General features: G+C 39.3%; 19 protein-coding genes, 2 tRNA genes and 1 other annotated feature. Of the genes, 19 read left to right on the forward strand and 2 right to left on the reverse strand.

The genetic code is table 11. The features are described from left to right. The first annotated feature begins 11 nt into the window (after positions 1–11). From sdhA to AC1FXP_RS09210, 3 genes are all read left to right on the forward strand, one after another. Positions 12–1781: a succinate dehydrogenase flavoprotein subunit gene (sdhA, locus tag AC1FXP_RS09200; RefSeq protein ID WP_480060576.1), complete on the forward strand. Its 1770-nt coding sequence runs from the start codon at positions 12–14 to the stop codon at positions 1779–1781. Next, entirely contained in the window at positions 1778–2527 is a 750-nt protein-coding gene (gene sdhB / locus AC1FXP_RS09205; protein ID WP_480060578.1) for a succinate dehydrogenase iron-sulfur subunit, read from the forward strand. Before sdhA ends, sdhB begins: the two co-directional genes overlap by 4 nt. Before the next feature lie 81 nt (positions 2528–2608). Next, entirely contained in the window at positions 2609–3055 is a 447-nt protein-coding gene (locus AC1FXP_RS09210; RefSeq protein WP_480060580.1) for an acyl-CoA thioesterase, read from the forward strand. A gap of 173 nt (positions 3056–3228) precedes the next feature. On the opposite strand, the gene AC1FXP_RS09215 is transcribed toward AC1FXP_RS09210, so the two are convergent. Then, a complete protein-coding gene (locus tag AC1FXP_RS09215) occupies positions 3229–3453 on the reverse strand; it encodes a helix-turn-helix domain-containing protein (protein WP_034627048.1) in 225 nt (74 codons plus the stop codon). Between the two features lie 553 nt (positions 3454–4006). Here AC1FXP_RS09215 and AC1FXP_RS09220 point away from each other — a divergent pair. The 10 genes from AC1FXP_RS09220 to AC1FXP_RS09265 all read left to right on the forward strand — a co-directional run bounded on the left by AC1FXP_RS09220 (position 4007) and on the right by AC1FXP_RS09265 (position 11143). Further along, a complete protein-coding gene (locus tag AC1FXP_RS09220) occupies positions 4007–4270 on the forward strand; it encodes a phosphocarrier protein HPr (protein ID WP_480060582.1) in 264 nt (87 codons plus the stop codon). Beyond that, entirely contained in the window at positions 4270–5985 is a 1716-nt protein-coding gene (gene ptsP / locus AC1FXP_RS09225) for a phosphoenolpyruvate--protein phosphotransferase (protein WP_480060584.1), read from the forward strand. The genes AC1FXP_RS09220 and ptsP overlap by 1 nt, the downstream gene beginning before the upstream one ends. Positions 5986–6292: 307 nt before the next feature. Continuing rightward, on the forward strand, positions 6293–6736 hold the full coding sequence (locus tag AC1FXP_RS09230; protein ID WP_480060586.1) for a MarR family winged helix-turn-helix transcriptional regulator: 444 nt from the start codon (positions 6293–6295) through the stop codon (positions 6734–6736). A gap of 30 nt (positions 6737–6766) precedes the next feature. Continuing rightward, positions 6767–7561, forward strand: a complete 795-nt coding sequence (gene racE / locus AC1FXP_RS09235; protein WP_480060588.1) for a glutamate racemase — start codon at positions 6767–6769, stop codon at positions 7559–7561. 171 nt (positions 7562–7732) lie between these two features. Beyond that, positions 7733–8818 (forward strand): GerMN domain-containing protein, encoded by a 1086-nt coding sequence (locus AC1FXP_RS09240; RefSeq protein WP_480060590.1) that lies wholly within the window; start codon positions 7733–7735, stop codon positions 8816–8818. A gap of 137 nt (positions 8819–8955) precedes the next feature. Beyond that, positions 8956–9693, forward strand: coding sequence for a ribonuclease PH (gene rph, locus AC1FXP_RS09245; RefSeq protein ID WP_480060592.1), 738 nt, complete (start codon positions 8956–8958; stop codon positions 9691–9693). Positions 9694–9723: 30 nt separating this feature from the next. After that, a complete protein-coding gene (locus AC1FXP_RS09250; RefSeq protein ID WP_480060594.1) occupies positions 9724–10311 on the forward strand; it encodes an XTP/dITP diphosphatase in 588 nt (195 codons plus the stop codon). Between the two features lie 14 nt (positions 10312–10325). Next, complete coding sequence (locus AC1FXP_RS09255; RefSeq protein WP_480060596.1) at positions 10326–10838, forward strand: metallophosphoesterase family protein; 513 nt, start codon at positions 10326–10328, stop codon at positions 10836–10838. Between the two features lie 153 nt (positions 10839–10991). Continuing rightward, positions 10992–11062 (forward strand) — tRNA-Gly (locus tag AC1FXP_RS09260). A 4-nt stretch (positions 11063–11066) separates the two neighbouring features. Beyond that, positions 11067–11143 (forward strand) — tRNA-Arg (locus AC1FXP_RS09265). A gap of 33 nt (positions 11144–11176) precedes the next feature. On the opposite strand, the gene AC1FXP_RS09270 is transcribed toward AC1FXP_RS09265, so the two are convergent. Continuing rightward, on the reverse strand, positions 11177–11587 hold the full coding sequence (locus tag AC1FXP_RS09270; RefSeq protein WP_480060598.1) for a hypothetical protein: 411 nt from the start codon (positions 11585–11587) through the stop codon (positions 11177–11179). A gap of 299 nt (positions 11588–11886) precedes the next feature. On the opposite strand from AC1FXP_RS09270, the gene ilvE reads away from it, so the two are divergent. The 6 genes from ilvE (at position 11887) to AC1FXP_RS09300 (ending at position 19740) form a co-directional block, all read left to right on the forward strand. Further along, complete coding sequence (gene ilvE, locus AC1FXP_RS09275) at positions 11887–12780, forward strand: branched-chain-amino-acid transaminase (RefSeq protein ID WP_480060600.1); 894 nt, start codon at positions 11887–11889, stop codon at positions 12778–12780. 59 nt (positions 12781–12839) lie between these two features. Beyond that, positions 12840–14507, forward strand: coding sequence for a dihydroxy-acid dehydratase (ilvD, locus tag AC1FXP_RS09280; protein WP_480060602.1), 1668 nt, complete (start codon positions 12840–12842; stop codon positions 14505–14507). Positions 14508–14509: 2 nt separating this feature from the next. Then, positions 14510–14753: a binding site (T-box leader), on the forward strand. A gap of 128 nt (positions 14754–14881) precedes the next feature. Further along, positions 14882–16609 carry an acetolactate synthase large subunit gene (ilvB, locus tag AC1FXP_RS09285; protein ID WP_480060603.1) on the forward strand — a complete coding sequence of 576 codons (1728 nt, stop codon included), beginning with the start codon at positions 14882–14884 and terminating at the stop codon, positions 16607–16609. After that, positions 16606–17127 (forward strand): acetolactate synthase small subunit, encoded by a 522-nt coding sequence (gene ilvN, locus AC1FXP_RS09290; protein ID WP_034627024.1) that lies wholly within the window; start codon positions 16606–16608, stop codon positions 17125–17127. Before ilvB ends, ilvN begins: the two co-directional genes overlap by 4 nt. Before the next feature lie 59 nt (positions 17128–17186). Beyond that, positions 17187–18203: a ketol-acid reductoisomerase gene (ilvC, locus tag AC1FXP_RS09295; protein WP_480060605.1), complete on the forward strand. Its 1017-nt coding sequence runs from the start codon at positions 17187–17189 to the stop codon at positions 18201–18203. Then, entirely contained in the window at positions 18190–19740 is a 1551-nt protein-coding gene (locus AC1FXP_RS09300; protein WP_480060607.1) for a 2-isopropylmalate synthase, read from the forward strand. The genes ilvC and AC1FXP_RS09300 overlap by 14 nt, the downstream gene beginning before the upstream one ends. The last annotated feature ends 11 nt before the right edge of the window (positions 19741–19751 follow it).

The raw sequence follows: 19751 nt of genomic DNA on the forward strand, positions 1-19751 counted from the left end.
AGTGGGTCAATATGAGTAAAGGTAGAATTATTGTTGTCGGAGGCGGACTAGCTGGTCTGATGGCAACAATTAAAGCAGCAGAAAAAGGGGTACCCGTAGATCTCTTCTCATTAGTTCCGGTAAAACGTTCACACTCAGTTTGTGCACAAGGTGGAATAAATGGTGCGGTTAACACGAAAGGTGAAGGAGACTCTCCATGGGAGCACTTCGATGATACAGTATATGGTGGAGACTTCTTAGCAAACCAACCTCCGGTAAAAGCGATGACAGAAGCAGCGCCTGGAATTATTCACTTAATGGACCGTATGGGAGTGATGTTTAACCGTACGCCTGAAGGTTTACTTGACTTCCGTCGTTTCGGTGGAACACAACATCACCGTACAGCATTTGCAGGTGCAACAACAGGTCAGCAATTATTGTATGCACTTGATGAGCAAGTTCGTAGACATGAAGTAAGTGGTTTAGTAACGAAGTATGAAGGATGGGAGTTCCTCTCAGCTGTTGTTGACGATGAAGGGACCTGTCGCGGGATTACTGCTCAGGATTTGAAATCATCTGAGATTCGTAGCTTCCAAGGTGACGCCGTCATAATGGCTACTGGTGGCCCAGGAATTATCTTTGGTAAATCAACAAACTCTGTTATTAATACTGGATATGCAGCTGCAAAGCTATATCAACAAGGTGTTCACTATGCAAATGGTGAGTTCATTCAAATTCATCCAACGGCAATCCCTGGTGATGATAAGCTTCGTCTGATGAGTGAATCTGCTCGTGGAGAAGGTGGACGAGTTTGGACGTATAAAGATGGGAAGCCTTGGTACTTCCTTGAAGAAAAATATCCAGCATACGGTAACCTAGTTCCTCGTGATATTGCCACACGTGAAATCTTTGATGTGTGTGTTGAGCAAAAGCTTGGAATTAATGGTGAGAACATGGTTTATCTTGACCTTTCTCATAAAGATCCGAAAGAGCTTGATATCAAACTTGGAGGAATTATTGAAATTTATGAGAAGTTCATGGGTGATGATCCTCGTAAAGTGCCAATGAAGATCTTCCCAGCTGTTCACTACTCTATGGGTGGTATGTGGATTGATTATGATCAAATGACAAACATTCCTGGGTTATTCGCAGCTGGTGAGTGTGATTACTCGCAACATGGTGGAAACCGCTTAGGTGCTAACTCGCTTCTATCAGCTATTTACGGTGGTATGGTTGCGGGGCCGAAAGCTGTAGAATACATGAACGGCCTAGATAAAACTGCTGATGCGATGCCTTCTTCTTTATTCGAAAATGAAGAGAAGAAAGAGCAACAAGCATTTGATGACATTATGAAGATGGACGGGAAAGAGAATGCTTACATTCTTCATAAAGAACTTGGTGAATGGATGACTGACAACGTAACTGTAGTTCGTTACAATGAGAAGCTATTAAAAACAGACGAGAAGATCCAAGAGTTAATGGAACGTTATAAGAATATTAACATTAACGATACAGCTAAATGGAGCAACCAAGGTGCATCATTTACTCGTCAATTAGACGGAATGTTAAGCTTAGCTCGTGTTATTACACTTGGTGCATACAACCGTAATGAGAGCCGCGGGGCTCATTATAAGCCGGAGTTCCCTGAACGTAATGATGAAGAATTCTTGAAGACAACGAAGGCAACATTTAACCCTGCGAATAATGGTCCTGACTTTTCATGGGAAGAAGTTGATACGTCGCTTATTAAGCCGCGTAAACGTGACTACTCACAAAAGAAGCAAGGAGCTGCTAAATCATGAGTGAAAAAACAATTAAATTTAAAGTGACACGTCAAGATGATCCGAACAGTGCTCCTTATGTGGAGGAGTTTGAAGTACCTTATCGTCAGAATATGAATGTCATTTCAGCACTAATGGAATTCCGGCGTAATCCTGTTACATCAAGTGGGAAAACGACGACACCAATTGCTTGGGATATGAACTGTCTAGAAGAGGTATGTGGTGCGTGTTCAATGGTGATTAACGGCAAACCTCGGCAATCTTGTACGGCTTTAGTCGACCAGCTTGAGCAGCCAATTCGTCTTGAACCAATGAAGACGTTCCCCGTTGTTCGTGACTTAATGGTTGACCGTAGTCGGATGTTTGACTCTCTTAAGAAAGTGAAAGCATGGATTCCGATTGATGGAACATATGACCTTGGACCAGGGCCGCGTATGGCTGAAACAAAGCGTCAATGGGCATATGAGCTTTCAAAATGTATGACATGTGGTGTTTGTTTGGAGGCGTGTCCTAACGTAAATAGCAAATCTGATTTCATTGGACCGGCGCCATTATCTCAAGTTCGTTTATTCAATGCTCATCCAACTGGTGAAATGAATAAAGAAGAGCGTTTAGAAACGATTATGGGTGACGGTGGGCTTGCGAACTGTGGAAACTCTCAAAACTGTGTGCAGGCGTGTCCGAAAGGCATTCCGCTAACAACGTCAATTGCTGCTTTAAACCGCTCAACAACGTTACAATCATTTAAAAATTTCTTTGGTGCTTAATTGAAAAAAGGTCTAATCTCTTTTTAGGTAAGAGATTAGACCTTTTCTTTTAAACAAGTATAAGAAAAGGTTGTGGTTGAAATGAAAGCACTGTCGTACATTCAAGATATAGTAAGCTGGAAAAACTCTTTTGATTTTTATATAGCTGTACAGGTTAGGTTTTCAGAAACAGATGCGTTTGGTCACTTAAATAATACAAATGCTTTTGTTTATTTTGAGGATGCACGTATAGCTTTGTTTAAAGAGTTAGGTCTGATGCAAATGTGGTCTAGAGCTTCCTATTCTCAAATTATTGTAGTAGCTGATCTTCAATGTGACTTTCATAAGCAGGTCCACTTTGATGAGCGGTTACAAGTTGGAGTAAAAGTTCAAAGGCTTGGAACATCATCTGTTGATTTGCACTATGTAGCCGTAACTTCGAAAGGGGACATTTGCTTAACTGGGAGGGGGACGATTGTTCAAATAAGTAAAGAAACAGGTCGAGCTGTTGCTTTTGATGAACAAGCAAGAAAGCTTTTAGCTGAATAAATAAAAATAGAAGAAGAGGCTGTCTCAAAAATAAGATTAGTCCCCTATAAGCACACCCTAGATAATGTGCTTATAGGGGTCAGATCCTTATACGACAACCTCAATAAAATATGAGACGACTAAAACGTAAGCGATCAACGAAATAACGGATGAGCCTGTGAATTTTAGCGTACCTATATTTCAAGTTCTCCTAGTCGTACTAACTCAATTACTGCTTGAGAGCGCCCCTTGACTCCCAACTTTTGCATTGTATTAGAGATGTGATTTCGTACGGTTTTCTCACTTATGAAAAGCTCTTGTGCGATATCTCTCGTTGTTTTGTCTTGGACAAGTAATTCGAAAACTTCGCGTTCCCTTTTCGTAAGTAAGGGTTTAGGTCCGAATTCTGCTCCTTTCAATGAGTTCACTCCTTCTTGCTCGGGCTGAGAGCGAATAGTGGGGACTAAATTCCCACCAATTGAAGGGTTTTAGTCTCGATAGTATATGTGTGAGAGGCGAACTACGTGTTTTATTTTCGACAATAACTTTAGCCTTTTTATAGTTGTTTTTTTGCTTCTTTTAACTTTTGTAGAATTTTCGACAAGGTTCTACTTTATTTCAAGTAAAATATTGAAAAGGGTTAAATCCGTATGCTATACTAATTATGGCTTTAAGAAAGCATCATTATAAAAATACTATATTGTATTTCTTCCGAAAATGTGCATTTAATACGTGTTACTGATTCGATCAGGCATAAGTATTGAAGTGTATATGGGACTCAGTTAGGGTACTCTATAAGCGTACTGTCTTATTGTGATCTACATATTCCTTTCTTTACTTATGCCTTTTTTAAGTATCTTTCGTAAGTTTCGTTTAAATGTGCAAATGTAGAAGACAATAAGTATATGGAAAAAAGAAAAAGATCTCTTTTTCTTAATTAAAATTCTAATAAAAAGAAAGAGGTAGATGATTATGGCAGAAAAAACATTTTTAATTACAGCAGAAACGGGAATTCACGCACGTCCAGCAACTCAATTAGTAAACAAGGCAGGACAATACTCTTCAGATATTACTCTTGAGTTCAAAGGGAAATCAGTAAACTTAAAGTCAATTATGGGTGTTATGTCATTGGGTGTTGGTAAAGGTGCAGAAGTTACAGTAAAGGCTGAAGGCTCAGATGCAGACGAAGCTCTACAAGCAATTGAAGAAGTTATTAAGGAAGGATTAGGGGAATAATGCAAACACTTACTGGTATCGCTGCTTCTTCTGGTGTGGCGATTGCGAAGGCTTTCGTACATGAAGAGCCTGATATGACAATTGAATTAAAAGATATTCAAGATACAGCCAGTGAAGTTAAGCGTCTTGAAGATGCACTTTCTAAGTCAAAAGAAGAGCTTGCTGTTATTAAAGATAAAACAGAAAAAGATCTTGGACCTGATAAAGCAGAAATTTTTGCTGCTCATCTACTTGTTCTTAGTGACCCTGAGCTAGTTGATGCAGTTAAAGCAAAGATTACAGGTGAAAATCAAAACGCAGAATATGCCATGAATGAAGTTTCATCAATGTTCATTACTATGTTTGAAAATATGGATAATGAATACATGAAGGAACGTGCAGCAGATATTCGTGATGTTTCCAAACGCGTACTTGGCCACTTGCTTGGAATTGATGTTCAGTCGTTAGCAACGATTTCAGAAGAGACGATTATTATTGCTGAAGATTTAACTCCTTCTGATACAGCACAATTAAATCCAGTATTTATTAAGGGGTTTGCAACTGATATTGGTGGACGCACTTCTCATTCAGCTATTATGTCTAGATCATTAGAAATTCCAGCAGTAGTTGGAACAAAAGAAGTAACTGCACAAATTCAAACTGGTATGACTGTTATTGTTGACGGATTAGAAGGTGTCGTAATTGTAGAACCTTCTGCTGAAGAAGTTTCGACATATATGAAAAAACGTGATGATTTTGCGAAACAAAAAGCAGAATGGGCGAAACTTGTAAATGAGCAAACAACAACAAAAGACGGTCAGCATGTTGAACTTGCTGCAAACATTGGGACACCTAAGGATTTAGAAGGTGTTATTAACAATGGGGCTGAAGGAATCGGTCTTTACCGTACTGAGTTTCTTTATATGGGTCGAACGGAACTCCCATCTGAGGAAGAACAATTTGAGGCGTATAAAGAAGTAGTTGAACGTATGGAAGGCAAGCCAGTTGTCATTCGTACATTAGATATTGGTGGAGATAAAGAACTACCATACTTAGATCTTCCAAAAGAGATGAACCCATTTTTAGGTTTCCGTGCAATTCGTCTCTGTTTAGAAGAAAAAGAAATCTTCAGTACTCAATTGCGTGCTCTTCTTAGAGCAAGTGCCTTTGGTAACCTGAAAATCATGTTCCCAATGATTGCTACGCTAGATGAATTCCGTCAAGCAAAAGCAATGCTTCTTGAAGAAAAGGGGAAATTAGTTGCAGATGGAGTTGCTGTTTCAGATTCAATCGAAATTGGTATGATGGTGGAAATTCCTTCAACGGCAGTTGCAGCAGATTTATTTGCTAAAGAAGTTGATTTCTTTAGTATCGGTACGAATGATTTAATTCAATATACGATGGCTGCTGATAGAATGAATGAGCGCGTTTCTTATTTATACCAACCATACCACCCGGCTATTTTACGTTTAGTAAAGATGGTCGTTGATGCTGCTCATAAAGAAGGTAAGTGGGCAGGAATGTGTGGAGAAATGGCTGGGGATGAAGTTGCGATTCCACTTCTACTAGGTCTTGGTTTAGATGAATTTAGTATGAGTGCTACGTCCATTTTACCAGCTCGTAACCAAATGTTATCTCTTTCGAAAGAAGAACTTGCAGCATTTGCAAATGAGATGATTTATTTAGATACAGCAGATGAAGTAGAAAAAAGAGTCCGTGAAGCGTACTTGGATTGAGGAGATGAGGTTGACATATTGGTCAACCTCTTTTCTTTTTTTTAAAGATACTAGTAATTTTTATCTTTTTAGATAGCTGTTTTCATAAAGATTGTTGCTATAAAGGTAGTTTGCCTCGAAGTGAAATGGAGCGGAATGCACTGAACATGTGGAGGACGCACAACTCATAAAAACAACAAAGTATGCGAAAATAGCCTTTTAGATAGAGTTAATGTTTGCATGGAATTGTCACATAAATCGCTTGCTTTTACTATTGAAACAGGCGACAATTAAAAAAGGTACTAGTTATTACTGGAGGTGCGTACAGGTGGATCATCGCCAAATTGAACAAATAGAACGATCATTACGAAGAGTAGCAGAAATGGTAAAACAAAAGGGGCGAGAAATCCTAACGCAATTCCCCATAACCCCACCGCAGTTTGTAGCATTGCAATGGTTAAATGAATATGGTGATATGACGATAGGTGAACTGTCTACTAAAATGTATTTAGCATGCAGTACAACGACAGACTTAGTAGATAGAATGGAAAAAAATGAGTTAGTAGAACGAGTGAAAGATAAAAATGACCGACGCGTAGTCCGGATTCATTTATTAGATAAAGGTCGTACGATCATTGAGGAAGTTATTAAGAAACGTCAAGATTATTTGGAGGGAATTCTAACGGACTTTTCACAAGAAGAAGTAGACTTCCTTGAAAAGAGTTTGCATGTTCTTCATGAGGAAATGAAAGCGTCAAGAATGAACCCGTAACTTAGAATCGAGTAGAATGAGGGGAAGTTGTTGGATAGACCAATAGGAGTAATTGATTCAGGTTTAGGTGGTCTGACAGTTGCGAAAGAGATTATGAGGCAGCTTCCAAAAGAGGAGATTGTTTATATCGGCGACTCTGCGCGTTGTCCATATGGACCTAGATCAGAAGAAGAAGTAAGAAAGTTCACATGGGAAATGATTGACCAATTATTAAAAGAAAAGATGAAAATGTTGGTAATTGCTTGTAATACGGCCACAGCAGTTGTTCTCGAAGAGGTGAAAAGGGAACTCTCTATCCCTGTTGTAGGTGTTGTTCATCCAGGGGCTATTAGTGCACTTAAAGTAACAAAGAGGGACCATGTGGCTATTATAGGAACAACAGGGACGATTCGAAGTCAAGCTTATGAGAAAGCTTTAAAAGCTATTAACAGTGAAGTGAAAGTGGAGAGCCTTGCTTGCCCGCCATTCGTTCCATTAGTGGAAAGAGGGGTTTTTGAAGGGCCGGAAGCGGAGCGAATTGTAGATGAAGCGCTAAAGCCGCTTGATCATTTACATTTTGATACGCTTATTTTAGGGTGCACTCACTATCCGTTGTTAAAGGATGTGATTGGGAAGAGAGTAGGTAGAGAAATTCAGTTAATTTCGTCTGGTGATGAGACAGCACGAGAAGTTAGTAGCCTTCTCTATCATAATAACCTTCTTTATACGAAAGACAGACAACCAGCCCATCGTTTTTTTACGACAGGCGATCCCGAAAGCTTTAAGAGTTTAGCTGACCAGTGGTTAGAAATGAATGTAGAATGTGTGAAAACACTTCTATTGTAACGTCATGCGCTTTAATAATTATATTTTCATTAATCGCTAAGGTTCCCTTAGTGATTTTTTTGCGTTCTGAAAAAATACAAAAGAAAAAATGGGACAAAAATAGATAAAGGTGGTCTATTATTTTTTAAGGCTCGTATACATGTAGTACAAACTATCTTAGGAGGGAAAACAATGCGCAAAGTTTTACGAAAAGGGGTTCCCATTCTTGTACTTACGATGTTAACAATGTCAGCTTGTTCGTTTGGTTCGAATGAAGCGGCCAATGAAATGGATACACCACCAACGAATTACGTAGAAGAAAATGAATCATTAGGACTAGAAGAAGATCCTGCAGAAGCTCCAGATGAAGAGGGAGATGGAGATGAGGGAACAGGAGAGGAAGCGACAACAGAATCTGTTCAACGTGAATTATACTTAATTGATTCAAATGGACTTGTTGTTCCACAAACTCTAGAGTTGCCAAGAACAGAAAGTGTACTAAAACAATCATTAGAATATTTAGTTGATGGAGGTCCTGTAACAGAATTATTACCAAACGGTTTCCGTGCTGTTCTTCCAGCAGGGACGGAAGTGAGTGTTAATCTTAAGGAAGATGGAATTGCTGTTGCTGACTTTTCAAATGAATTTAAAGAATATGACCCTAATCAAGAAAAGCAAATTCTTGAAGCTATAACATGGACATTAACACAATTTGAAAATGTAGATAGTGTTCAAATTAATATTAATGGGTATAAACAAGATACAATGCCGGTTGGTGGAACGCCAATAGGCGAAGGGGTTAGCCGTGCCAACGGGATTAACCTAGAAACTGGTTCTGTAACAGATGTGGTTAATAGTAAAGGGGTAACCCTTTACTTCTTAGCCCAAAATGGAGAGAGCACGTACTATGTTCCGGTTACAAGACGAGTAGCTTCAGGTACAGAATCCTTAACAGCTGCTGTTGAAGAACTACTAAAAGGGCCTTCAAATGAATCACAGCTGTTAACAGATTTCCGTCATGAGGTAGCGCTGTTAGAGGAGCCAACATATGAAAATGGAACAGTCACGTTGAATTTTAATGAATCACTTCTTTCTCAGAATCAATCAACAGCTGTTTCTTCGGAAGTGTTAAACATGCTAGCACTTACTCTAACAGAACAAAAAGGAATCGAAAAAGTAGCTGTTCAAGTAAATGGTGAAGCAAATGTGTTAACAGAGTCTGGGGACGTTGCAGAACCTGTTTCACGGCCAAGCCTTGTGAATACAGGAAGTTACTAAAGGGTTGATTGGACTCTCTTAATAATTTTCTTTATAATTATAAATAATTACTAAGGAGGGGCGTATTGCTTCCTCCTTTTTATCCTTACATAAAAAAGTTTACAATGAACATACAATGCCAATTAGGGGGTAACAAAATGAGAGTTGACGGACGTGCATCGGATCAGATAAGAGAGGTTTCTATTGTAACAAATTTTGTGAAACATCCAGAAGGCTCTGTCTTAATTTCAATGGGAGACACTCGAGTCATTTGTACAGCAACAGTAGAGGACCGAGTCCCTCCTTTTTTAAGAGGCCAAGGGAAAGGGTGGATTGCAGCAGAATATGCTATGCTTCCCCGTGCAACGGAAACAAGAAATATCCGAGAGTCTTCTAAAGGAAAAGTATCGGGAAGAACGATGGAAATACAACGATTGATAGGGCGTTCTTTGCGTTCGGTAATAAATTTAGAAAAGATAGGTGAGAGGACAGTCTGGATCGATTGCGATGTTATTCAAGCCGATGGGGGAACGAGAACGGCTTCGATAACAGGTGCTTTTGTTGCATTAGCTTTAGCAATGGATAAAGTAATGTCTAAAGGGAAAATAAAAGATTGGCCGATTCAAGACTATTTAGCAGCAATATCAGTTGGCGTAGACTCGAAGAAAGGAGAACTTCTAGATTTATGTTATGTCGAAGATGCATCAGCAGAAGTAGATATGAATGTTGTTATGACAGGCAAACATGAATTTGTTGAGCTCCAAGGTACTGGTGAAGAAGCAACGTTCTCACGACCTCAATTAAACAAACTTCTTGACTTAGCAGAGATAGGAATTGATGCCCTTATCTTAAAGCAAAAAGAGGCTCTAGGTGACATTGCTGCACGAATGAAATAATGAAAATGAGAAGAAAAGAAGGAGTTGCAAATGGAAGAAATTGTTATCGCTACGCAAAACAAGGGAAAAATAGCTGAGTTTAAGCAATTATTTGAGGGCTTAGAAGTTCGTTCTTTATTAGACTACCCGAACATTCCTGACATAGAAGAAGATGGGATGACATTTGCTGAAAATGCAGCGAAGAAAGCGGAAACGTTAGCAACTCATTTAAATCGAATGGTTATTGCTGATGATTCAGGTTTGCAAGTCGATGCACTTGATGGACGACCTGGTGTGTATTCAGCTCGGTATGCAGGACCTAGCAAAAATGATATGGATAATATGGATAAAGTATTAAGGGAATTAAAAGATATACCAAGTGAAGATCGAACGGCTCGATTTATCTGTTTGATTGCTGTGGCTAGTCCAAATCAAGAAACGAAAATTTATGAAGGGACGTGTGAGGGGATTATAACGAATGAAGCACGTGGAACCAACGGATTTGGCTACGATCCAATTTTTTACGTTCCTGAACTTGAAAAAACGATGGCACAGTTGACTGCAGAAGAGAAAAATAAGCGTAGTCATAGAGCGAATGCTTTAAAACAATTACTAGCTCATAAAGAAGAATGGAGCTAGTAAGGAGGGGAACAATGAAAGCTTTTATTATTAGTGATAGTCATGGTTGGGAAAGTGAACTTGAGAAAGTTGTTAACCGACATAGAGAAGAAGTTGATATTCTGATTCACTGTGGAGATTCTGAGCTTGAAAATGGGCATTATGCACTTAAGGGAGTAAAAGTAGTGAAGGGTAACTGTGATTTTGGTTCAAGTTTTCCCGATGATCTCAAGGAAACGGTTCAAGGTGTGGGAATCTATGTTACTCATGGTCATCTTTACAATGTAAAAATGACTCATGTTCCTTTAAGTTATCGAGCGGAAGAAAAAGGTGCTCAAATTGCTTGCTACGGTCATTCACATGTAGCGGGTGCTTTTATGGAAAACGGAGTAATCTACATAAATCCAGGAAGCATTCGACTTCCGCGAAATCGAGAAGAGAAAACGTATTGCATATGTGAGTATAATCAGAGTAGCGCTACCGTAACGTATTATGATTATAACGGAAATATAGTTGAAGACATGGTTTATCATTTTGAGTTAAACTAGAAGAGGCTTTATTCTCTCTCTATGAAATAGAAACTTAGTAGAGAGAGAATAATTTTTATTTTTTCTGAAGAGTTGTTGACATTCTTTATAGGTTGCGTTATATTAATATATGTCGCCGCAAGGTAATAACGGTAACAAACAACAATAGACTGTGCGGGTGTAGTTTAGTGGTAAAACCTCAGCCTTCCAAGCTGATGTCGTGAGTTCGATTCTCATCACCCGCTTTTTGTCCCAGTAGCTCAGCAGGATAGAGCAACGGCCTTCTAAGCCGTCGGTCGGGAGTTCGAATCTCTCCTGGGACGCCATTTATATTACATAATAAAGTTAAACGTCTCCACCTATGATGAGGTGGAGACGTTTTTTGTTTGTGTTGGAGCTTGTTGAAGTACCTGATTTACATAAAGTTGTTCATTTTCTAATAATTGATCGGTCTCGTAAAAAAGAACACGCCATCCACGCTTTTTTAACTGACGAACAATCCTTTTCTCGTTTAATCCTGGTTGTAATTCAATTAATGCAAGCTTGTATGGAACAAGTGCCAAGTTTGCGCGGATATTTTCTATCCAATAATGTGGAGTAGGATAATACATATTTGCTCTTAATTGATGATAGAGCAATTTTTCCCCCTCAGTATTACAAATCTTCCCTAATTCTTCTACTAACACGAGAGAGGCACGTTTTCTTTTTTGAAAACGGATGTACGGAAAATTCTTTGTTACACGAATGTAATTTTTGTATTTTTTTAACATATTTTATCACCCAAGTATAGGATGTCCGTTAGTATTTGGAATATGCCCTGAATAGGCATGAATGGAAATATAATTTTTAAAATCTAGTAATGACAAAGGTGTAAGCGCATTCAACAAAAACGACTAATCAAAATAGTCAAATTATTTTAAAAAAATGGTTGACCATAGTGAGGAATGAGCGTATGATAAATCTCAAACAACACTATATAAAAAACAAATGTCCGCTCTAGAGAGATAAATGTTATGTTTGTGGGCGAACTTTATGCAAATGTACATGATACACGAGGAGAGTATACGTCATGAGTGAGCAATGGATTTATTTAAACGGAGACTTCGTCCAAAAACACGAAGCGAAAATTTCAGTATATGATCACGGATTTTTATATGGCGATGGCGTCTTTGAGGGCATTCGTGTATATGAGGGTAATGTTTTTAGGCTGCAGGAACATCTTGACAGACTATATAATTCAGCAAAGTCGATTATGCTTTCCATTCCACATTCAAAAGAAGAAATGAAACAACTAGTCGTTCAGACATTACAAAAGAATCAATTAAGTAATGCGTACATTCGCCTTGTTATTTCAAGGGGAGTTGGAAACTTAGGGCTTGACCCATCATCATGTGCAAGACCTCAAGTAATAATAATCGCAGAAGAGTTAGCTCTTTTTCCAAAGGAATTATATGAATCTGGCTTAGAAATTGTGACGGTAGCAACCCGGAGAAATCGTCCAGATGTCTTAAGTCCTAAAGTGAAATCACTGAACTATTTGAATAATATTCTTGTTAAAATTGAAGCGAGTTTGGCGGGGGTAAGTGAAGCGTTAATGTTGAACGACCAAGGCTATGTTGCTGAAGGTTCCGCAGATAATGTTTTCATTGTTAAAGGAACAGAACTTTTAACACCTCCAGGTTATGTAGGAGCTCTTGAAGGAATAACGAGAAATGCCATTATAGAGTTTGCAAAAGATCTTGGTTATACAGTAAAAGAGGAACCTTTTACTAGACACGACGTGTACGTTGCTGATGAAGTATTTTTAACAGGAACAGCAGCAGAAGTGATCGCTGTTGTTAAAGTAGATGGCCGTGTCATTGGTGAAGGTAAGCCTGGAAAAGAAACTAAGAGATTATTGGAAGCATTTAGAGAAAGAGTTGTAATAGAAGGAGAAAAGGTTTATTCAGAAACCTTTAGATAAGATAAAGTTGAGCTAGAGTTAAGATATAGAGACATTGATTGAAATAGGGAGCGGGTAGTATGAGAAGTAATATGATTAAAAAGGGGATTGATCGTGCGCCTCATCGAAGTTTACTTCGAGCAGCTGGTGTAAAAGAAGATGAAATGGATAAACCATTCATTGGTGTATGTAACTCATACATTGATATCATTCCAGGACATATGCACTTAAACAAATTTGCAGAAGTGGCAAAGCAAGCGATTCGTGAAGCAGGAGGCATTCCATTTGAATTTAATACAATAGGTGTAGATGATGGAATTGCTATGGGGCACATTGGCATGAGATATTCGCTCCCAAGTCGTGAAATTATATGTGATGCAGCAGAGACAGTTATTAATGCTCACTGGTTTGACGGAGTATTTTATATTCCGAACTGTGATAAAATCACGCCGGGAATGTTAATGGCATCAGTAAGAACAAATGTCCCATCTGTTTTCGTATCAGGTGGACCAATGGAAGCTGGTAAAACAAAAGATGGGCAGAACTTATCACTAGTCTCTGTTTTCGAAGGCGTAGGTGCATTTGCGTCAGGTAATATGACAAGAGAAGAGTTACTAGAAATAGAACAAACAGCATGTCCAACATGTGGGTCTTGTTCAGGAATGTTTACAGCTAATTCAATGAACTCATTAATGGAAATGCTCGGAGTAGCTTTACCAGGAAATGGGACAATTGTTGCTACATCCAATGATCGTCACCAATTGATCAAGGATGCCGCTAAACATTTAATGAATTTAATTGAAAAAGATATTAGACCTAGAGATATCATTACTGAAGAAACGATTGATGATGCATTTGCTCTTGATATGGCAATGGGTGGGTCAACGAATACAGTTCTTCATACATTAGCAATTGCCAACGAAGCAGAAATCGATTATGACCTTAATCGAATTAACAAGGTAGCTGAACGTGTCCCTTATTTATCAAAAATTAGTCCAGCTTCGGATTACTCGATGGATGATGTACATCATGCCGGTGGAGTTAGTGCAATTATTAAAGAACTTTGTAACATTGATGGAGCAATACACCGAGATCGAATTACGATTACAGGAAAAAGCTTGTATGAAAATGTAAAAGATGCAGAAATTACTAACGATGATGTTATTCGTCGTAAAGATAATCCATACAGCCCTGTTGGTGGACTTTCTGTATTATACGGAAACCTTGCACCAGATGGAGCTGTAATTAAAGTAGGGGCAGTTGATCCTTCTATCAAAGTATTTGATGGAGAGGCAATTGTTTTTAACTCTCAAGAAGAAGCTCAAAAAGGAATCGATGAAGGGCTTGTCCGTGAAGGTCATGTCGTAGTCATTCGATATGAAGGACCAAAAGGTGGACCTGGAATGCCTGAGATGTTAGCACCAACGTCAGCTATCGCTGGAAGAGGTCTCGGAACAAAAGTTGCGTTAATCACGGATGGACGTTTCTCAGGAGCATCAAGAGGTATTTCCATCGGGCATATTTCTCCAGAAGCAGCAGACGGTGGTCCAATCGCTTTCGTTGAAAATGGAGATCGCATTCGAATTGATCTACCTAGTCGAGCTATTGAATGGTTAGTGTCCGATGAAGAACATGCTAAGCGTAAAGAAGGTTGGGTTGAACCTGAACCAAAAGTGAAAAAGGGTTACCTTGCTAGATATGCAAAATTGGTCACTTCAGCCAATACCGGCGGAGTTATGAAAATATAATAGTTAAAACGAAGAAGAGGAAAAGTACTCAATGATGCAACTTCAACAGAGAGCCGTGGTGCTGAGATGCGGTGTTGTTGCCTTTGACGAAGCTCGCCTCGGAGTATCAATCTGAACGATTTTTTCTATTAAGATTGGTCGGGTGTACACAGCACTCGTTATCAAAACAATAAGATTAAATAGAGCATGATTCTATTTAATGAATAAGGGTGGTACCGTGGAAAGAAAAATCTTTTCGCCCCTTCTAGCTATTGGATTAGTAGCTTATATGGGGTGGAAAGATTTTTTTATTTTAATTTTTTTTAGTTGTTCACTTTGTATTATTAAGATACTGGGGTCGTTTACGAGAGAATCTTTGTAAGGAGGCATGAAACATGAGTACGAACGTGAAAAAGCAAGAACAACAAACAAGTGAAGAACCTAAACAACTTTCTGGTTCAAGTATGTTGATTGAAGCTTTGGCAAAAGAGGGCGTTGATGTTATTTTTGGCTATCCAGGAGGAGCTATTTTACCAACGTATGATGAAATCTATAAAACGGGTATCCATCATGTATTAGCAAGGCATGAACAAGGAGCAATTCATGCTGCTGAAGGGTATGCAAGGGTATCTGGTAAACCGGGTGTCTGTATTGTGACATCTGGACCAGGAGCAACAAACGTCGTCACAGGAATTGCAGATGCAATGATTGACTCTTTGCCACTTGTTGTCATTGCTGGTCAAGTAGCAACAACGGTAATTGGAACAGATGCGTTCCAGGAAGCTGACATGATTGGTATCACGATGCCAATAACAAAGCATAATTACCAAGTTCGCTCTGTCGAAGAATTTCCAAGAATTATTAAAGAAGCTTTCCACATTGCAACAACAGGACGTCCTGGTCCAGTTTTAATTGATTTACCAAAAGATGTTTCACTAGCTACGGGAATGTTTGATTATAGCAAAGAAGTGAATATTCCTGGTTATCAGCCAACTGTTGTTCCAAATCGTTTGCAAATTAGGAAAGTAGTTGAAGCAGTAACTGAAGCGAAGAAGCCTGTTATCTTGGCTGGAGCAGGGGTTTTACATGGGAAAGCATCTAGTGAATTGTTTGAATATGTTGAAAAAATGCAAATTCCTGTTGTAAATACGTTGCTTGGACTAGGGAGTTTTCCTGGGGATCATGAATTATGCCTCGGTATGGCAGGGATGCATGGAACCTATACTGCTAATATGGCCATATATGAGTCCGACTTACTGATTAGCATTGGTGCAAGATTTGATGATCGATTAACAGGGAATCTGGCGCACTTTGCACCAAATGCTCGTGTCGTTCACATCGATATTGATCCAGCAGAAATTGGGAAAAATATCAAAACGGAAATTCCTGTAGTTGGAGATGCTAAGGAAGCAATCCAAATGTTGTTGGATGAAGAGGGGACGCCTGGAGATACGAAGGAATGGCTTGATACTAATCAAGAAAGAAAATCGGAGTACCCTCTTTGGTATAAAGAAGATGGAGAAGTAATTAAGCCACAGCATCTAATTGAATTAATTCATGAAGTGACAAATGGAGAAGCGATTGTTACGACAGATGTTGGTCAACATCAAATGTGGTCAGCTCAATTCTATCGTTTCAATAAGCCAAATCGCTGGGTAACATCAGGTGGTCTAGGAACAATGGGTTTTGGTTTTCCAGCAGCGATTGGAGCACAATTTGCAGAACCAGAAACACCTGTAATTGCTGTGATTGGAGATGCAGGATTCCAAATGACAGCACAGGAAATGTCGATCTTACAAGAGTTAAATATGCCAGTTAAGATTGTCATTGTTAACAATGCATCTCTAGGAATGGTAAGACAATGGCAACAGTTATTCCATGGAGAGCGTTATTCTAACTCACTGTTCCCGATTCAACCGAGTTTCGTCAAGCTTGCAGAGGCATATGACATTAAAGGAATGAGAATCGATCAGCTTTCTGATTTGAAGGGTGCTTTAGAGGAAATGATTGCTCATCCTGGACCGGTGCTTATGGATGTACGTGTAGCAAAAGAAGAAAATGTGTATCCGATGATCGCACCAGGGAAAGGCCAACATCAAATGGAGGGGGTTAAGCCACAATGAAACGTACGATCACAGCCCTTGTAAATAACACTTCAGGTGTGCTAAATAGAATCACTGGTCTGTTCGCTCGTAGGCATTACAACATCGAAAGCATTACTGTTGGTGTAACAGAAAACCCGTCCATCTCAAGAATGACATTTGTTGTTGCTGCCGATAGTATGGAAAATGTAGAACAAGTCATTAAGCAACTGAATAAGCAGGTCGATGTTCTAAAAGTGAAAGATATAACTGATGAGTCCATTGTGGCTCGCGAGTTAGCATTAGTTAAAATTGTAGCTACACCGCAACAACGTGGAGAAGTAGCTGCACTTGTTAATCCATTTAGAGCAACAATTATAGATGTTGGTCGAGAATCAATGACGATTCAAATTACGGGAGATCATACGAAGGTAGAAGCTTTTATTGATTTGCTTCGCCCATATGGCATAAAGGAAATTGCTCGTACAGGAATTACAGCATTTAATCGAAGTACGAAAAAGCCGACACATGATCCATATCGATTAACACTTATTAATTAAACTAGTGAATTCATAAATTCAACATAAAAAACTAATTAAAACAAGAGGAGAGATTTATTATGGCAAAGGTATATTACAATGGAGACGTTAACGAAGCAGTATTAAGTGGGAAAAAGGTAGCAATCGTAGGATATGGTTCTCAAGGTCATGCACATGCACAAAATGCTCGTGAAAATGGAGTAGATGTAATCATTGGACTTCGCCCAGGAAAATCATGGGACCAAGCAGTAAGTGATGGTTTTGAAGTATTCCCTGTTAGAGAAGCAGCAGCTCAAGCTGACCTTATTATGATCTTGCTTCCTGATGAGCATCAACCAACAGTTTACAAAAATGAAATTGAGCCAGAATTAAATGCAGGAAAAGCATTAGCATTCGCACATGGCTTTAACGTTCATTTCAACCAAATTGTCCCACCTGCAGATGTTGACGTGTTTTTAGCAGCGCCGAAAGGACCAGGACATCTTGTACGCCGTACATTCGTAGATGGAGCGGGAGTGCCAGGATTAATTGCTGTATTCCAAGATGCAACAGGTCAAGCAAAAGATATCGCACTAGCTTACGCAAAGCAAATCGGATCAGCTCGTGCTGGTGTTCTTGAAACAACATTCCAAGAAGAAACTGAAACAGATCTATTCGGTGAGCAAGCAGTACTTTGCGGAGGAACAGCAGCACTTGTTAAAGCTGGTTTTGAGACATTAGTAGAAGCAGGCTACCAACCAGAAGTTGCTTACTTTGAGTGCTTACATGAATTAAAATTAATCGTTGACCTTATGTATGAAGGTGGACTTGAAGGAATGCGTTACTCTATCTCTGATACAGCTCAATGGGGAGATTATGTAGCTGGCCCTCAAGTTGTAACGGATGAAACGAAGAAAGCAATGAAGAGCATTCTAACAGATATCCAAACTGGTAAATTTGCAAAAGGATGGATTCTTGAAAACCAAGCAAATCGTCCTGAATTCACAGCGATCACAAGAGCAGAAAGCCAACATCCAATTGAAGTGGTTGGTCGCGAGCTTCGTGAGATGATGCCATTCGTAAAATCTAAAGGAGTGGTTGGTAGTGCGAAAAATTAATGTCTTCGATACCACGCTAAGAGACGGGGAACAATCAGCAGGAGTGAACTTAAACTTTCAAGAGAAACTTGAAATTGCAAAGCAGCTTGAGCGTTTGGGAGTAGATATTATTGAGGCTGGATTTCCAGCCTCCTCTCAGGGAGATTTTGCTTCCGTAAGAGCCATTGCTCAAACGATTAAGGGCAGTTCAATTACAGGTCTTTCCCGTTCACTAGAGCGTGACATTGAGACAACTTGGGAAGCACTCAAAGAAAGTGCAGAACCAAGAATCCATGTGTTTATTGCAACTTCGCCAATTCACATGGAATATAAATTGAAAATGACGCCTGATCAAGTCATTGAAAATGCGGTAGCGGCTGTAAAAAAAGCGAAGAAGACTTTTCCTCAAGTTCAATGGTCTGCTGAAGACGCTAGCCGAACTGAGCTGCCGTTTCTTGCTAAAATTATTCGTGAAGTGATTGATGCTGGGGCAACGGTTATTAATTTACCTGACACAGTGGGTTACACCACTCCATATGAGATCGGTCAAATGTTTCGTTATGTGTCAGAAAATGTTCCTAACATTGATCGTGCAATTCTTTCAACGCACAACCATGATGACCTTGGAATGGCAGTTGCGAACTCCCTAGCAGCTATCCAAAACGGGGCTGGACAAGTCGAATGTACAGTTAATGGAATTGGAGAAAGGGCTGGAAATGCAGCGCTTGAAGAAATTGTTGTTGCTTTAAACATTCGTCAAGATCACTATAAAGCTGATACAGGGCTTGTTTTAAAAGAAATTAAACGCACGAGTTCCCTTGTTAGTAAATTAACAGGAATGGTTGTACCTAACAACAAAGCTGTTGTAGGTGCAAATGCATTTGCACATGAATCAGGCATTCACCAAGATGGTGTGTTAAAAAATAAAGAAACATATGAAATTATTACTCCTGAGCTTGTAGGAGTTTCTTCAAATAGAATGGTACTTGGTAAGCATTCAGGCCGTCATGCATTTAAAGAAAAACTGATGGAACTTGGTTTTAATGGAACTGATGAACAGTTACAAAAAACATTTGTTGCTTTTAAAGATTTAGCAGATAAGAAGAAAGATATTACTGAAGAAGATTTATTTGCTCTTATGACTGAAGCAACAGTAGGCGCTGCGGTCGCTCATTATGAATTAGAAACGTTGCAAGTAAATTATGGAACAACAAATATTCCGACAGCTACGATTACGATGAAGCTGCCAACGGGTGAAACGGTTCAAGAAGCAGCAACGGGTTCTGGTAGTGTTGAAGCAATCTACAATACACTAGAGCGTGTTATTGATGAAGAGGTCTTACTTATGGATTACCGAATTCAATCAACAACTGCCGGCCGTGACTCGTTAGCGGAAGTGTATGTTACGGTGAAGTATGATGGAATGGAGTCATCTGGTCGAGGTACGGCACACGATGTTCTCGAAGCGTCAGCCAAAGCGTATATTAACGCGGTCAATCGAACAATTAATCGCAAACAATTTAATGAACAACAACGTACTAATCCATTAAATGTGTAAGGGAGGAAAGA

This window comes from Halalkalibacter sp. HAAS-P013 (genome assembly GCF_056619925.1).

Bases quoted from the DNA above. Each gene is read 5' to 3' on its own strand.
- rph (WP_480060592.1), top strand. From the start codon at position 8,956: ATGAGAGTTGACGGACGTGCATCGGATCAGATAAGAGAGGTTTCTATT.
- ilvC (WP_480060605.1), top strand. From the start codon at position 17,187: ATGGCAAAGGTATATTACAATGGAGACGTTAACGAAGCAGTATTAAGT.
- ptsP (WP_480060584.1), top strand. From the start codon at position 4,270: ATGCAAACACTTACTGGTATCGCTGCTTCTTCTGGTGTGGCGATTGCG.
- sdhB (WP_480060578.1), top strand. From the start codon at position 1,778: ATGAGTGAAAAAACAATTAAATTTAAAGTGACACGTCAAGATGATCCG.
- AC1FXP_RS09240 (WP_480060590.1), top strand. From the start codon at position 7,733: ATGCGCAAAGTTTTACGAAAAGGGGTTCCCATTCTTGTACTTACGATG.
- AC1FXP_RS09270 (WP_480060598.1), bottom strand. From the start codon at position 11,587: ATGTTAAAAAAATACAAAAATTACATTCGTGTAACAAAGAATTTTCCG.
- AC1FXP_RS09210 (WP_480060580.1), top strand. From the start codon at position 2,609: ATGAAAGCACTGTCGTACATTCAAGATATAGTAAGCTGGAAAAACTCT.
- sdhA (WP_480060576.1), top strand. From the start codon at position 12: ATGAGTAAAGGTAGAATTATTGTTGTCGGAGGCGGACTAGCTGGTCTG.
- ilvB (WP_480060603.1), top strand. From the start codon at position 14,882: ATGAGTACGAACGTGAAAAAGCAAGAACAACAAACAAGTGAAGAACCT.
- ilvD (WP_480060602.1), top strand. From the start codon at position 12,840: ATGAGAAGTAATATGATTAAAAAGGGGATTGATCGTGCGCCTCATCGA.
- AC1FXP_RS09220 (WP_480060582.1), top strand. From the start codon at position 4,007: ATGGCAGAAAAAACATTTTTAATTACAGCAGAAACGGGAATTCACGCA.
- AC1FXP_RS09250 (WP_480060594.1), top strand. From the start codon at position 9,724: ATGGAAGAAATTGTTATCGCTACGCAAAACAAGGGAAAAATAGCTGAG.
- ilvN (WP_034627024.1), top strand. From the start codon at position 16,606: ATGAAACGTACGATCACAGCCCTTGTAAATAACACTTCAGGTGTGCTA.
- ilvE (WP_480060600.1), top strand. From the start codon at position 11,887: ATGAGTGAGCAATGGATTTATTTAAACGGAGACTTCGTCCAAAAACAC.
- AC1FXP_RS09255 (WP_480060596.1), top strand. From the start codon at position 10,326: ATGAAAGCTTTTATTATTAGTGATAGTCATGGTTGGGAAAGTGAACTT.